This window comes from Pseudomonas sp. SLFW (genome assembly GCF_009905615.1).
GTDB lineage: Bacteria > Pseudomonadota > Gammaproteobacteria > Pseudomonadales > Pseudomonadaceae > Aquipseudomonas > Aquipseudomonas bambusae.
Genome location: NZ_JAAAKW010000006.1, coordinates 201,116 through 213,829, shown reverse-complemented (window position 1 = coordinate 213,829; position 12,714 = coordinate 201,116). Strand labels below are relative to the sequence as shown.

Genomic DNA, 12,714 nt, shown 5'->3' with positions numbered 1-12,714 from the left:
AATGGAAACCTTGTCTTTTGAATTCCCCGCCGGTCAGCCGCCACTTGGCCGTGCGCTGGTGGGCTGCGTCGGGTCTGGCGATCTGGAAGTGCTGCTGGAACCCGGTGTGCCCGGCAAATTGACGATTCAGGTGCTGACCTCGGTCAACGGCAGCTCGGCGCGCTGGCAGCACCTGTTCGAGCGCATGTTCGACGGCCAGACCCCGCCTGCGCTGAGCATCGACATCCACGATTTCGGCGCGACCCCTGGCGTGGTGCGTCTGCGTCTGGAGCAAGGCTTCGAGGAGATCGGTCATGACTGACAGCACTCGTTTGTTGAAACAGCACAGCTTCGTCGAACTCGGCGCTCGGCAGCGCGCCCGCGCCTTGCTCGACGAAGGCAGCTTTCGTGAATTGATTGACCCGTTCGCCCGCGTCACGTCGCCCTGGCTGGCGAAGCAGGGCGTGGTGCCTCAAGCCGATGACGGCGTGATCGTCGCCAAGGGTTCGATAGGTGGCCAGCCGGTGGTGATCTGCGCCATCGAAGGCGCCTTCCAAGGCGGCAGCATGGGCGAGGTCGGCGGCGCAAAAATGGCCGGCGCGCTGGAATTGGCGGCAGAAGACAATCGTAAAGGCATCCCCACCGCAGCGGTGTTGCTGCTGGAAACCGGCGGCGTGCGCTTGCAGGAGGCCAATCTGGGTTTGGCCGCGATTGCCGAGATTCACGCAGCCATTGTCGATCTGCGTCGTTATCAGCCGGTGATCGGTGTGGTGGCGGGCAGCGTCGGTTGCTTCGGCGGCATGTCCATCGCAGCGGGGCTGTGCAGTTATCTGGTGGTGACTCAGGAAGCTCGCCTCGGATTGAACGGCCCGCAGGTGATCGAGCAGGAAGCGGGCATCGAAGAGTACGACTCCCGCGACCGGCCTTTCATCTGGAGCCTCACCGGTGGCGAGCAGCGCTTCTCCAGCGGCCTGGTAGACGCCTACGTCCCTGACGATATCGCGGCCATTTCGCAGCAGGTGGAAACGTTGCTGCAAAAAGGCACACCCGAACATGAGCGCAGCAGCCAATACGGCGTGTTCCTGCAACGCCTGTCGGCGCTGGACACCACGTCGCAGATCGACCCAGCCGCTGTGCGCAGCCTGTATCAAGGAGAACAGCCATGAGTGCATCGAGCCGTGGTTTGAACTGGTTCAACGCGCTGAGTGCGGGCGCTGCCGAGGTCGTCGGCCTGCCTACGTCGGTGAAGGCCGCTGACGGTCAACTGGGCGATCAGCCTGCGCGGTTCCTGGCCGTTGTCGCGGATGCGGACAACCGTTTTCCTCGTGCGCAAAACGGTGAAGTCGGACTGCTCGAAGGTTGGGGTTTGGCGAAGGCTGTGGATGCCGCCATCGAGCTAGACCGCCAAAATCCACAGAAACGCGTTCTGATCGCGGTCATCGATGTGCCGAGTCAGGCGTATGGTCGTCGCGAAGAAGCCTTGGGCATTCATCAGGCGCTGGCCGGAGCCGTTGATGCTTACGCTCGCGCTCGTCTGGCCGGGCATCCGGTGATTGGCCTGCTGGTGGGCAAGGCGATGTCCGGCGCGTTCCTCGCTCACGGCTACCAGGCTAATCGCCTGATTGCCCTGCGCGATCCCGGCGTGATGGTGCACGCGATGGGCAAGGCATCGGCGGCGCGGGTGACATTGCGCAGCGTCGAAGAACTGGAAAAACTCGCCGCGAGCATTCCGCCGATGGCCTATGACATCGACAGTTACGCCGGACTTGGCCTGCTCTGGGAAACTCTGTCGGTGAGCCAGATTGAACAGCCTTCCGCTGGCGATATCACCGCCGTGCAGGAATGCCTGATCGCCGCAGTGAAAGACGTTCGAGGCAGCGGTAACGACCTGAGTTCGCGACTGGGTGCGCCGAACCGTGCAGCGTCCTCGAAAGTGCGTGAACTGCTGCGGGCGCAGTGGTAATGAACGCTCATCTGCCTGTGCAGCCCCATGACTTGTTGTGGGGGCTGCCCTTGGCCGCTCTGCCTGCTGACGCTCCGGCGTGGGCGGGCGAGGTGATCAGCCTCGGGCATCCCGTCGTGGTGCGCCGGGCAAAAGTCGCCGATGGTGGGGTGGCAGTGGGCGTGCGCGGGGGTTCTCGGGATCAGCGTTTTGCCACGGTGATGAAGCTGTCCGATATCACGCGGCAGGTTAAGCCTGAGCAGTTGGTGGAGGTTGTGGAAAAGGTCGAATCCGACTGGCCCGCCTTGCGTGCGCTGAAACAGATTCGGCCTTTCCTCGACGCCGTGGCGTTGCCATGGGGTGTCGCAGGCAGTGCGGGTTTTGAGCTGGCCACGGGCATCAACGTGCTGCATATCGACAGCGACCTCGACCTGATTCTGCGTACGGATCAACGCTTCAGTCGCGAACAGGCCGCTGAATGGGTGACCGCGCTGGACAGCGCGATATGTCGAATCGACCTGCAACTGCAAACCCCATTCGGTGCCGTTGCCTTGCGTGAGTGGGCCGGGTCGGCGCGTCAGGTGTTGCTCAAGGCCGACGATGGCGCGCGATTGGTCAGCAACCCATGGCAGCCTCAGGAGCGCGCAGCATGAGCAGCTTGTGGGCATTTCCCGGTCAGGGGGCGCAGCAGGCGGGCATGTTGCACGCACTGCCGAGCGATCCGTTGATCGATGACTGCCTGCGCGAAGCCAGCGATGCGTTGAATGAGGACGTGCTCGATCTGGACTCCGCCCAAGCGCTGCAGTCGACCCGCGCTGTTCAGTTGTGTCTGTTGATTGCAGGGGTCGCTTGCTCGCGGTTGTTGATGGCTCAAGACATCAAACCCGATTACGTCGCCGGCCTTTCGATTGGTGCGTATCCTGCGGCGGTGATTGCCGGGGCGCTGAGCTTTGCCGATGCCGTGCGCTTGGTGGCGCTGCGTGGCGAACTGATGCAAAACGCGTATCCACAGGGCTACGGCATGACCGCGCTGATCGGCCTGGATCAGGGCGCGGTCGAGTCCTTGGTGCAGCAAATACACGGCGAAAGCACGCCGGTGTACCTGGCCAACATCAACGCCGACACCCAGTTCGTCATCGCGGGCAGTGATCAAGCGATGGCCAGCGTTGCGGCCCTGGCGAAAGAGCAGGGCGCCGCGGCGGCGAAACGGTTGGCGGTCAGCGTGCCGTCTCACTGCGAGCTGCTGAGCGAACCCGCACAGACATTGGCCGAGGCGTTCGCGCAGGTCTCGATTCAAGCGCCGACCCTAAAATACCTCAGCGGCAGCACCGCCCGCCCGCTGTTTACTGCCGACAAATTACGCGACGACCTGGCCTTCAACATGTGTCGGGTCATCGACTGGCGCAGCACCGTGCAAACCGCCTATGAGCGTGGCGTGCGCCTGCACATTGAAATGCCGCCCGGGACCGTGCTGACGGGGCTGGCGCGAAAAACGTTTGAACAAGGGTCGGTTGTCGCTTTTCAGGGCGCCCGGCTGGACACATTGAGCGCCCTGTCGCGAGAGGAGGACCTTCGCCACCCATAGACCGGCTGCTTTCGAAGAACACAAAAACAACAACTTCGACGATGCACAGTGAGGATAAGAACAATGGTGATTTATGGCGTTGCGTTACTGGCTATCTGCACCCTCGCGGGGGTGATTCTCGGTGATTTGCTCGGCGTGCTGCTGGGCGTCAAATCCAACGTGGGCGGTGTCGGGATCGCGATGATCCTGCTGATCTGCGCCCGTCTCTACATGCAAAAACGCGGTGGCATGAGCGAAGGCTGCGAAATGGGCGTCGGCTTCTGGGGCGCAATGTACATTCCGGTGGTCGTGGCCATGGCTGCCCAGCAAAACGTTGTCACGGCCTTGAAAGGCGGCCCGATTGCAGTGATCGCTGCGATTGGTTCGGTGGTTGTCTGTGGCTGCACGATTGCGCTCATCAGCCGCATCAACAAGGGCGAGCCCTTGCCCAAAGAAGACGACCCTGTTATTCCGGCGCCGGTAATCGTGCCGACCGTAACGCCAGCGGGAGGCCGTTGATATGTGGGATCTCATTCAGAAAGACCTGATCAGTCAGGGCCTCGTCACGGCTTTCGCGGTGGTCGGCGTGGTGATGTGGATTTCCGTGGTGCTGTCCAAGCGCCTGACCTTCGGGCGTATTCACGGCTCGGCCATTGCCATCGTGATCGGCCTGGTGCTGGCGTGGGTCGGCGGGGTGATGACCGGCGGGCAAAAGGGCCTGGCGGATTTGGCGCTGTTTTCCGGGATCGGCCTGATGGGCGGCGCGATGCTGCGCGATTTCGCTATCGTCGCCACGGCGTTTGAAGTGCAGGCGACCGAGGCGAAAAAGGCCGGTTTGATTGGCGCGTTTTCGTTGTTCCTCGGCACCGTTTTGCCATTCATCGTCGGTTGCTGCGTGGCTTATGCGTTCGGTTATCGCGATGCAGTGAGCATCACCACCATTGGCGCTGGCGCTGTGACGTACATCGTCGGGCCGGTGACCGGTGCGGCATTGGGCGCAAGCTCGGACGTAATGGCGTTGTCGATTGCCACAGGGTTGATCAAGGCGATTCTGGTGATGGTCGGCACCCCGATGGCGGCGCGCTGGATGGGCCTGGATAACCCGCGCTCGGCCATGGTGTTTGGTGGGTTGGCCGGGACAGTGAGCGGCGTGACCGCAGGGCTGGCAGCGACGGATCGTCGGTTGGTGCCGTACGGCGCGCTGACGGCGACGTTCCATACCGGGCTGGGCTGCTTGCTCGGGCCTTCGTTGCTGTATTTCATCGTGCGCGGGATTTTGGGTTAGCAGCCCCAAGGATTTGCGGCATACCTGGGATGTTCAGTTGTGCTGGGTCTTCTGTGGGAGCGAATTCATTCTGGGCGGCAATCCGACGAAAAATCGTCCGGGCGATAGAGACGTATCGCCTGAAAGACCATCGCGAATAAATTCGCTCCCACAGGTTGGACCGCGCATGGCGTAGGAGGAGGCTAACCCTGCTCCAACCGATTCGAATACATCCGGCATTCCGCCAGCAACGCCAGCAGATTCGGGTCGCGCTCACGGGCTTTGAGGAACACCAAGCCAATGTGCTGCTGCATGCGGTAACGCGCTTGCAGCGGTATCAGGCGCACGCGGTTTTCATAGACGGCTGCAATTCGCCCCGGCAGCAACGCGTACCCGACTCCTGAACTGACCATGCTCAGCAGCGTGAAGATGTCGTTCACCTGCATCGCCACCTTCGGCTCAAAACCCGCCTGTTCGAACACTCGCGTGCCGTCGCGGTGAGTGGCGAAGCCTTGCGTCAGGGTGATGAAGGTCATTTCCCGCAGGTCAGCGAGGTCCACTTCCGCCTGTTGCGCAAACGGCGAATCAGCAGGGGTGGCGAGGAAAATGTCGTCGGAAAACAGCGGCAATTGCTCGCAATCCGGGTCGCTGACGCTTTCGTTCAGCGACACCAGAATCGCGTCCACTTCCATGTTCTTTAACTTGTAGAACAGGTCGATGTTCGATCCCAGAATCAGGTCGATATTCAGCTCGCTGCGGCGGAGCTTCAGGCCCATGATCAGCTGCGGCACAGTCTTCACCGTTAACGAATACAGCGCGCCCAGCTTGAACCGCGCCGCTGAAAACCCTGCCGCCGCGCGCGTCTGCTCAACCGTGCTCAACACGTCCTGCACCAGCTTCTGCGCCCTTTCTTCCAGCACGTAGGCGCTTTCCAGCGGCGTCAGGTTGCGCCCCTCGTGTTTGAACAGCGGGCAGCGCAAGGCGTTTTCCAGCGAGTGAATCGCCCGGTGAACGCTGACGGTGCTGGTCTGCAATTCCGCGGCGGCGCGGGCCAGATTGCCGGTGCGCATGAACGCCAGAAAAATCTCCAGCTTCTTGAGGGTCAGTTCTTCGTCGATCTGCATCGTGGCGCTTCCAGACCTTTCTTGTTGTTCGAGCCGCTGATTGTGCCCAACTGACACCCGACTGGCTGCATAAAATCTCATTAACACTGACACATGCATTGCGCTTTTGGGTCATAAGCTGGAGCCTTGTCGAGTGTCGTACAACTGAGAGAGGTTTTTTGCGGATGTACTACGGAGAGAAATTCAACGCCTGGACCCACCTTGTGGGTGCGGTGCTGGCGTCCATCGGTGCGGTCTGGTTGTTGGTGATCGCAAGCCTTGCCGGTGATGTGTGGAAGATCGTCAGTGTCGCGGTCTATGGCGTGGCGCTGGTGATGTTGTACAGCGCGTCGACCGTTTATCACAGTGTTCGGGGGCGGGCGAAGGTGATCATGCAGAAGGTGGATCACTTTTCGATCTACCTGCTGATCGCGGGGAGTTACACGCCGTTTTGCCTGGTGACTCTGCGTGGGCCGTGGGGCTGGACGCTGTTCGGCATCGTTTGGGGGCTGGCGGTGATCGGCATCCTGCAGGAAATCAAGCCCCGCTCAGAGGCGCGGGTGATGTCCATCGTGATCTACGCGGTGATGGGCTGGATTGTGCTGGTGGCGGTGAAACCCCTGATGGCCGCGCTGGGAACGGCGGGGTTTACCTGGCTGGCGCTGGGCGGCGTGCTGTACACCGTGGGGATTATTTTCTTCGCCTACGACAAGCGCTTTCGGCATTGGCACGGCATCTGGCATTTGTTTGTGATTGCCGGGAGTTTGCTGCACTTTGTGGCGATCACTCGCTACGTGCTTTAAGGGTCCGTATCCGCTCTCGCGGGCGGTCGCAAACCTGTAGGAGCGAATTCATTCGCGAATCGATGTTCCAGACGGCCCATCTCCATCGGATGTGCCGCCTTTCGCGAAGGAATTCGCCCCCACAGGTTAGGGTGCTGCTGCCGATGTCGGGTTTGACACCCGGCCCTTAAAAATCCCCCCACAACTGCTGCGCCACGCTCAACGCGACGACTGGCGCGGTCTCGGTACGCAGCACGCGCGGTCCGAGGCGGGCGGCGTGGAAACCGGCGTCTTGCGCCTGATCCACCTCGGCATCGTTCAAACCGCCTTCCGGCCCGATCAGAAACGCCAGGGTGCCGGGCTTCTCATGACTTACCAGCGGTTCGGCCACTGGGTGCAAGACCAGCTTCAGGTCGGCTTCGGTGTGCTTGAGCCAGTCGCTCAGGGTGACCGGCGGGTTGACCACTGGCACCACGGAACGCCCGCATTGCTCGCAGGCGCTGATCGCAATTTGTTGCCAGTGCGCCTGACGTTTCTCGGCGCGCTCATCCTTGAGGCGCACTTCACAGCGCTCGCTGACGATGGGGGTGATCTGCGTGACGCCCAACTCAGTGGCTTTCTGAATCGCCCAATCCATGCGCTCGCCGCGAGACAGGCCTTGGCCGAGGTGAATCTGCAAGGTCGGTTCGGCGAGGCCCGCGAAGCTTTCGGTCACCTGAACGCGGACCCGCTTCTTGCCGACTTCCACCAATGTGGCACGAAACTCCTGGCCTGAACCGTCGAACAGTTGCACCGCATCGCCCTCGGCCATGCGCAACACTCGGCCGATGTAATGGGCCTGGGCTTCGGGGAGTTCGTGCTCACCAATGCTCAGGGTGGCGTCGATGAAAAAGCGGGAGAGTCTCATGGTTGTTTCTCTGTATTCGTTGAGTGCAACGCTATCTTCTGTAGGAGTGAGCTTGCTCGCGATAGCGGAGTGTCAGTCAACATCAAGATGTCTGAAACGACGAATCGCGAGCAAGCTCACTCCTACAGAGTTATCCGCAGAAAAGCGTCAACCCGGATCACGAAAATCCGGATGGAAGTTCTCACGCACCGCCACGCTGATGCTGCTGCGGGTCGCGATGTCGATGCCTTCGCTGGCCACTTCGGCGAGGAAGTCGATCTGCTCAGGCGTGATCACGTACGGCGGCAGGAAATACACCACGCTACCGAGCGGTCGCAGCAGCGCGCCACGGGTCAGGGCGTGTTCGAAGACTTTCAGGCCGCGACGTTCCTGCCACGGATAGGCCGTTTTGGTGGCCTTGTCCTGCACCATCTCGATGGCGAGCGCCATCCCGGTCTGGCGTACTTCGGCGACGTTCGGGTGATCCACCAGATGCGCCGTCGCGGTCTTCATCCGCTGGGCCAGCGCCTTGTTGTTTTCGATGACGTCGTCCTGCTCAAAGATGTCCAGCGTCGCCAGTGCCGCCGCGCAGGCCAGCGGGTTGCCGGTGTAGCTGTGCGAGTGCAGGAAGGCGCGCAGGGTCGGGTAGTCATCGTAGAACGCGCTGTAGACGTCATCGGTGGTCAGGCACGCTGCCAGCGGCAGGTAACCGCCGGTCAGAGCCTTCGACAGGCACAGGAAATCCGGACGAATACCGGCTTGCTCACAGGCAAACATCGTCCCGGTGCGACCGAAGCCTACCGCTATCTCGTCATGAATCAGGTGCACGCCGTAGCGATCGCAGGCCTCACGCAGCAGCTTGAGGTAGATCGGGTCGTACATACGCATGCCGCCCGCGCCCTGGATCAGCGGCTCGATGATCACTGCCGCGACGGTGTCATGGTTGTCCGCCAACGTCTGTTCCATCACCGCGAACATCGTGCGGGTGTGTTCTTCCCAGCTCACGCCTTCAGGGCGGTAATAGCAGTCCGGGCTTGGCACCTTGATGGTGTCCAGCAGCAGCGCCTTGTAGGTTTCAGTGAACAGCGGCACATCGCCCACCGACATCGCTGCCACGGTTTCGCCGTGATAACTGTTGGTCAGGGTGACGTAGCGTTTCTTTTCCGGCTTGCCGCGATTGAGCCAGTAGTGAAAGCTCATTTTCAACGCGACTTCGATGCAGGACGAGCCGTTGTCGGCGTAGAAGCAACGGGTCAGGCCCTCGGGCGTCATGGCGACCAGGCGCTCGGACAGCTCGATCACCGGCTGATGACTGAAACCGGCGAGGATCACGTGTTCCAGCTGGTCGACCTGATCCTTGATGCGCTGGTTGATGCGCGGGTTGGCGTGGCCGAACACGTTGACCCACCACGAGCTGACGGCGTCGAGGTAGCGCTTGCCTTCGAAGTCTTCCAGCCACACCCCTTCACCCCGTTTGATCGGGATCAGCGGCAGGTTTTCATGGTCTTTCATCTGGGTGCAGGGGTGCCACAACACCTTGAGGTCGCGCTGCATCCAGTCGTTATTAAGGCCCATCGGTCATCTCCAGCTGGCGGCTCGCACTCGGCGAGGCAAAACAATCGCGCAAGCCTATGCAATGCACGGCAACGGGACAACCTTTGATGCCTTCTTTTCTCGGATAGCTGACGCCAGAAATAACGCCGACGGACATTGCTGGCGGGCCTCTCCCGGCTGGCGTATTCTTCGCGCTCTTTGAAGAATCGAGCGATAAAGCCCGACAATTCCTACGTTTTATTCCGGAGTTCGCTGAATGCTTTCTGGTTGGCTGCGCGCCTGTGCGCTGGTGATGGTTGGGCTGGTCAGCGCTTCGGCGCTCGCTGTGGATAAACCCCATACGGCCATTGTGGTCGGTGGCGGTCTTGCTGGTCTGACGGCGGCCTACGAGCTGCAAAACAAGGGTTGGCAAGTCACGCTGCTGGAAGCCAAACCCACGGCCGGTGGTCGATCCGGCTTGGCGGGCAGCGAATGGATCGGCAATGCCAAGGCGCAGCCGGTGCTCAATCAGTACCTGGAGCGCTTCAAGCTCAGCCCGGTGCCTGCGCCAGAGTTCGTGCGCACACCGGGTTATCTGATCGAAGGCGAGTATTTCTCCGCTGCCGATCTGGCCACCAAACAGCCCGCCACGGCCGAAGCGATCAAGCGCTATGAAGCGGCGCTGGACGACATGGCGCGCTCGATCACCGACCCTCTGAACCCGGCCGCCAACAGCACGCTGTTTGCGCTGGACCAGATCAACGTCGCCAACTGGCTCGACCGTCTGGCCCTCCCGCCAACGGCTCGTCAATTGATCAATCAGCAGATTCGTACACGCTATGACGAGCCTTCGCGCCTGTCGTTGCTGTACCTCGCACAGCAGGCCCGGGTGAGTCGCGATATCGATGACCGCGACCGCCGTGCCGCACGTTTGCCAGGCGGCAGCGCGGTGTTGGCGGAGGCGTTCGTCAAACAGCTGAAAGTGATCAAGACCAACTCGCCGGTCTCGGCCATCAACCAGGACAAGGACGGCGTCACCGTTAAAGTCGGTTCGGTGGGTTACGAGGCAGAGTACGTGGTCCTCGCGGTGCCGCTGCGCGCATTGAGCAAAATCACATTGACCCCGGCGCTGGATGCTCAGCATCAGGGCGCGATCAAGAGCACCAACTACGGCTGGCATGACCAGATCATGCTCAAGTTCAAGACCCCGGTCTGGGACAGCAAGGCCCGCATGTCCGGCGAAATCTACAGCAACACCGGGCTGGGCATGCTCTGGATCGAGCCTGCTTTGAAGGGCGGCGCCAATGCCGTGATCAATCTGTCTGGCGACAATGCGCGCATCATGCAGGCCTTCGGCGACAAACAGATGGTGGATCAGGTGCTGATCCGTCTGCACGCTTTCTACCCTCAGGCGCGCGGTGCATTCACCGGTTATGAAATCCGTCGCTCCAGCGTCGATCCTTCCACGGGCGGTGCCTACCTGGCGTTCGGCCCTGGCCAGATCAGCAAGTACTGGCGCCTGTGGGAAAAACCGTTGCAGCGTGTAGCCTTCGCGGGCGAGCACACCGACAGCCTGTACCCGGGCACGTTGGAAGGCGCGCTGCGCACCGGTCAGCGCGCAGCCAGCCAAGTACAGGATCTGGCAGCCGGCAAATCGTTCGAACCTGTGAAAGTCGCCCCACCGAAGGCACCTGAGCCTGCGAAAGAAAGCAGCAGCGGCATCGGCGGCTTCTTCTCTGACATGTTCGGCGGTTCCAAACCAGAGCCGAAACCGGCCGAAAAAGCGCCAGAGCCTGCTCCTGCGCCAGCACCTGCCCCGGCTCCAGCGCCTGTCACGCCGCCGCCTGCGCCGGTGGTCGAGCCCGCCAAACCTGCCGAGCCTGCGAAAAAGGCTCCGGCGAAGAAAGAGCCGACCAAAAAGGAGCCTGCGAAAAAGGCCCCTGCGAAGCCAGCTGCCACCCACAAGGCACCTGCCAAAGCCGATGCCGCGAAGAAGGCCCCGGCCAAACCTGCCACCGACAAAGCGGCAGCCCCGGCAACGGACAGCAAAAACTGATCGTTGAGATGAGGCAATGAGAAAGGCGCGGTCTGATACCGCGCTTTTTTTTGCCCGCGAATAAAAGCGACGTCTAGAGTGTTGTACACCCGGTGGGCGCGAATTTATTCGCGAAGCATTGGGCCAGGCGATACGTCCCTTCACCCGCCAGATGTCTCGCGAATAAATTCGCGCCTACAGGAAACGGAGGCATGCTCTGGATAATGGACACGCCCATAACGTTCCGTTAATCCACCCAAAGGAAAAATACGACGACGCATTTCTATCGTATTCCTTGATATTTCAAAGCAGTATTTTGCGCTTTCTTTCGATAGATAAACCGATAATCTTCCACTCAGCTTCTACAGGAAAGAAACCATGCAGTTACGCAACTCTTCTTCTCGATATGGCTGGGTCAGCATCGTTTTGCATTGGGGTGTCGCGCTGACTGTGTTCGGGATGTTTGCCTTGGGTTTGTGGATGGTCGGTCTCGGCTACTACGACACTTGGCGTAAAGCGGGACCTGATCTGCACAAGAGCATCGGCATCACGCTGTTTCTCTTCATGCTGATCCGCGTGGTCTGGCGTCTCATCAGCCCGCCACCGCCGTCACCGCCTAATCACAGCCAGTTCGTGCGTATCGCTGCCAAACTGGGGCACGCGTTCCTTTATCTGGACCTGTTCCTGGTGATGTTTGCCGGTTACCTGATTTCCACTGCCGAAGGCGTCGGGATACCGGTGTTTGGATTGTTTGAAGTGCCTGCGCTGATCAGCGGACTGCCCGACCAGGCGGACGTGGCTGGCGAAGTGCACCTGTATCTGGCCTGGACGCTGGTGATTTTTGCGGTACTCCACGGGCTGGCCGCCTTGAAGCATCACTTCATCGATCGTGATGCCACACTCATTCGCATGCTGGGCCGCAAGGCCTGAATTCGACTCACTAAACAGGAAGACGACGTATGTTGAAAAAGACTTTTGCTGCACTGGCTCTGGGTACCGCTCTGCTGTCGGCCGGTCAGGTCATGGCGGCTGACTACACCATCGACAAAGAAGGCCAGCACGCCTTCATCGATTTCAAGATCAGCCACTTGGGCTACAGCTTCATCCACGGTACGTTCAAGGACTGGAGCGGTAACTTCAGCTTCGACGCTGCCAAGCCTGAAGACAGCAAAATCAGCATCGACATCAAAACGGCCAGCGTTGACACCAACCACGCTGAGCGTAACAAGCACATCAGCAGCAAGGACTTCCTGGACGTCGCGACCTACCCGGACGCCAAGTTCGTGTCCACTAAAGTCAGCAACGTCGCCAAGAACGCCGATGGGAAAACCACGGCTGACGTGACCGGCGACCTGACCCTGCACGGCGTCACCAAGCCTGTCGTCATCGCAGCTGTCTTCAACGGCGAAGGCAAGGATCCATGGGGCGGCTACCGCGCAGGTTTCAGCGGTACCACCACGATCAAGCGTTCTGACTTCGGCAAGATGATGGACCTGGGTCCACAGTCTGACACCGTCACCTTCGACATCTCGTTCGAAGGCGTCAAAGCCAAGTAAAACGGGCTGCAGCACCGAAAACGCCGACCTCAGGGTCGGCGTTTTTGCTGGACCCCCCTCCCACACCGGC

At 60.7% G+C, this 12,714-nt stretch carries 14 protein-coding genes; 11 read left to right on the top strand and 3 right to left on the bottom strand.

Features of this window, described 5'->3' with window-relative positions; genetic code table 11:
• Position 1: 1 nt before the first annotated feature.
• From GVN17_RS13335 to madM, 7 genes are all read left to right on the top strand, one after another.
• Positions 2-301 carry a malonate decarboxylase subunit delta gene (locus tag GVN17_RS13335; protein ID WP_166595737.1) on the top strand — a complete coding sequence of 100 codons (300 nt, stop codon included), beginning with the start codon at positions 2-4 and terminating at the stop codon, positions 299-301.
• Complete coding sequence (locus GVN17_RS13330; RefSeq protein ID WP_166595736.1) at positions 294-1,145, top strand: biotin-independent malonate decarboxylase subunit beta; 852 nt, start codon at positions 294-296, stop codon at positions 1,143-1,145. Before GVN17_RS13335 ends, GVN17_RS13330 begins: the two co-directional genes overlap by 8 nt.
• Entirely contained in the window at positions 1,142-1,942 is an 801-nt protein-coding gene (gene mdcE, locus GVN17_RS13325; protein WP_166595735.1) for a biotin-independent malonate decarboxylase subunit gamma, read from the top strand. Before GVN17_RS13330 ends, mdcE begins: the two co-directional genes overlap by 4 nt.
• Positions 1,936-2,574 (top strand): malonate decarboxylase holo-ACP synthase, encoded by a 639-nt coding sequence (locus GVN17_RS13320; protein ID WP_166595734.1) that lies wholly within the window; start codon positions 1,936-1,938, stop codon positions 2,572-2,574. The genes mdcE and GVN17_RS13320 overlap by 7 nt, the downstream gene beginning before the upstream one ends.
• Entirely contained in the window at positions 2,571-3,506 is a 936-nt protein-coding gene (gene mdcH / locus GVN17_RS13315) for a malonate decarboxylase subunit epsilon (protein WP_166595733.1), read from the top strand. The genes GVN17_RS13320 and mdcH overlap by 4 nt, the downstream gene beginning before the upstream one ends.
• Positions 3,507-3,569: 63 nt before the next feature.
• Positions 3,570-4,004, top strand: a complete 435-nt coding sequence (gene madL / locus GVN17_RS13310) for a malonate transporter subunit MadL (RefSeq protein WP_166595732.1) — start codon at positions 3,570-3,572, stop codon at positions 4,002-4,004.
• A 1-nt stretch (position 4,005) separates the two neighbouring features.
• Complete coding sequence (gene madM / locus GVN17_RS13305) at positions 4,006-4,770, top strand: malonate transporter subunit MadM (protein WP_166595731.1); 765 nt, start codon at positions 4,006-4,008, stop codon at positions 4,768-4,770.
• A gap of 182 nt (positions 4,771-4,952) precedes the next feature.
• Here madM and GVN17_RS13300 read toward each other — a convergent pair whose 3' ends face one another.
• Entirely contained in the window at positions 4,953-5,873 is a 921-nt protein-coding gene (locus tag GVN17_RS13300) for a LysR substrate-binding domain-containing protein (protein WP_166595730.1), read from the bottom strand.
• 164 nt (positions 5,874-6,037) lie between these two features.
• Here GVN17_RS13300 and GVN17_RS13295 point away from each other — a divergent pair, with 164 nt between their 5' ends.
• Positions 6,038-6,655: a hemolysin III family protein gene (locus tag GVN17_RS13295; protein ID WP_166595729.1), complete on the top strand. Its 618-nt coding sequence runs from the start codon at positions 6,038-6,040 to the stop codon at positions 6,653-6,655.
• A gap of 166 nt (positions 6,656-6,821) precedes the next feature.
• On the opposite strand, the gene GVN17_RS13290 is transcribed toward GVN17_RS13295, so the two are convergent.
• Both GVN17_RS13290 and GVN17_RS13285 read right to left on the bottom strand, forming a co-directional pair.
• Positions 6,822-7,541 (bottom strand): 16S rRNA (uracil(1498)-N(3))-methyltransferase, encoded by a 720-nt coding sequence (locus GVN17_RS13290; RefSeq protein ID WP_166595728.1) that lies wholly within the window; start codon positions 7,539-7,541, stop codon positions 6,822-6,824.
• 147 nt (positions 7,542-7,688) lie between these two features.
• Positions 7,689-9,095, bottom strand: coding sequence for an adenosylmethionine--8-amino-7-oxononanoate transaminase (locus GVN17_RS13285; protein ID WP_166595727.1), 1,407 nt, complete (start codon positions 9,093-9,095; stop codon positions 7,689-7,691).
• Positions 9,096-9,330: 235 nt separating this feature from the next.
• Here GVN17_RS13285 and GVN17_RS13280 point away from each other — a divergent pair, with 235 nt between their 5' ends.
• From GVN17_RS13280 to GVN17_RS13270, 3 genes are all read left to right on the top strand, one after another.
• Entirely contained in the window at positions 9,331-11,109 is a 1,779-nt protein-coding gene (locus GVN17_RS13280) for a flavin monoamine oxidase family protein (RefSeq protein ID WP_166595726.1), read from the top strand.
• A gap of 357 nt (positions 11,110-11,466) precedes the next feature.
• The gene (locus tag GVN17_RS13275; RefSeq protein WP_166595725.1) at positions 11,467-12,018 is read left to right on the top strand and encodes a cytochrome b; all 552 of its coding nucleotides are present in this window, start codon (positions 11,467-11,469) and stop codon (positions 12,016-12,018) included.
• 29 nt (positions 12,019-12,047) lie between these two features.
• Positions 12,048-12,644 carry a YceI family protein gene (locus GVN17_RS13270; protein ID WP_166595724.1) on the top strand — a complete coding sequence of 199 codons (597 nt, stop codon included), beginning with the start codon at positions 12,048-12,050 and terminating at the stop codon, positions 12,642-12,644.
• Positions 12,645-12,714 lie beyond the last annotated feature (70 nt).

What these genes read in the sequence shown, in the direction of transcription:
- GVN17_RS13330 (WP_166595736.1), top strand. Translation starts at nt 294, where the DNA reads ATGACTGACAGCACTCGTTTGTTGAAACAGCACAGCTTCGTCGAACTC.
- madM (WP_166595731.1), top strand. Translation starts at nt 4,006, where the DNA reads ATGTGGGATCTCATTCAGAAAGACCTGATCAGTCAGGGCCTCGTCACG.
- GVN17_RS13300 (WP_166595730.1), bottom strand. Translation starts at nt 5,873, where the DNA reads ATGCAGATCGACGAAGAACTGACCCTCAAGAAGCTGGAGATTTTTCTG.
- GVN17_RS13270 (WP_166595724.1), top strand. Translation starts at nt 12,048, where the DNA reads ATGTTGAAAAAGACTTTTGCTGCACTGGCTCTGGGTACCGCTCTGCTG.
- madL (WP_166595732.1), top strand. Translation starts at nt 3,570, where the DNA reads ATGGTGATTTATGGCGTTGCGTTACTGGCTATCTGCACCCTCGCGGGG.
- GVN17_RS13295 (WP_166595729.1), top strand. Translation starts at nt 6,038, where the DNA reads ATGTACTACGGAGAGAAATTCAACGCCTGGACCCACCTTGTGGGTGCG.
- mdcH (WP_166595733.1), top strand. Translation starts at nt 2,571, where the DNA reads ATGAGCAGCTTGTGGGCATTTCCCGGTCAGGGGGCGCAGCAGGCGGGC.
- GVN17_RS13290 (WP_166595728.1), bottom strand. Translation starts at nt 7,541, where the DNA reads ATGAGACTCTCCCGCTTTTTCATCGACGCCACCCTGAGCATTGGTGAG.
- GVN17_RS13280 (WP_166595726.1), top strand. Translation starts at nt 9,331, where the DNA reads ATGCTTTCTGGTTGGCTGCGCGCCTGTGCGCTGGTGATGGTTGGGCTG.
- mdcE (WP_166595735.1), top strand. Translation starts at nt 1,142, where the DNA reads ATGAGTGCATCGAGCCGTGGTTTGAACTGGTTCAACGCGCTGAGTGCG.
- GVN17_RS13285 (WP_166595727.1), bottom strand. Translation starts at nt 9,095, where the DNA reads ATGGGCCTTAATAACGACTGGATGCAGCGCGACCTCAAGGTGTTGTGG.
- GVN17_RS13275 (WP_166595725.1), top strand. Translation starts at nt 11,467, where the DNA reads ATGCAGTTACGCAACTCTTCTTCTCGATATGGCTGGGTCAGCATCGTT.
- GVN17_RS13335 (WP_166595737.1), top strand. Translation starts at nt 2, where the DNA reads ATGGAAACCTTGTCTTTTGAATTCCCCGCCGGTCAGCCGCCACTTGGC.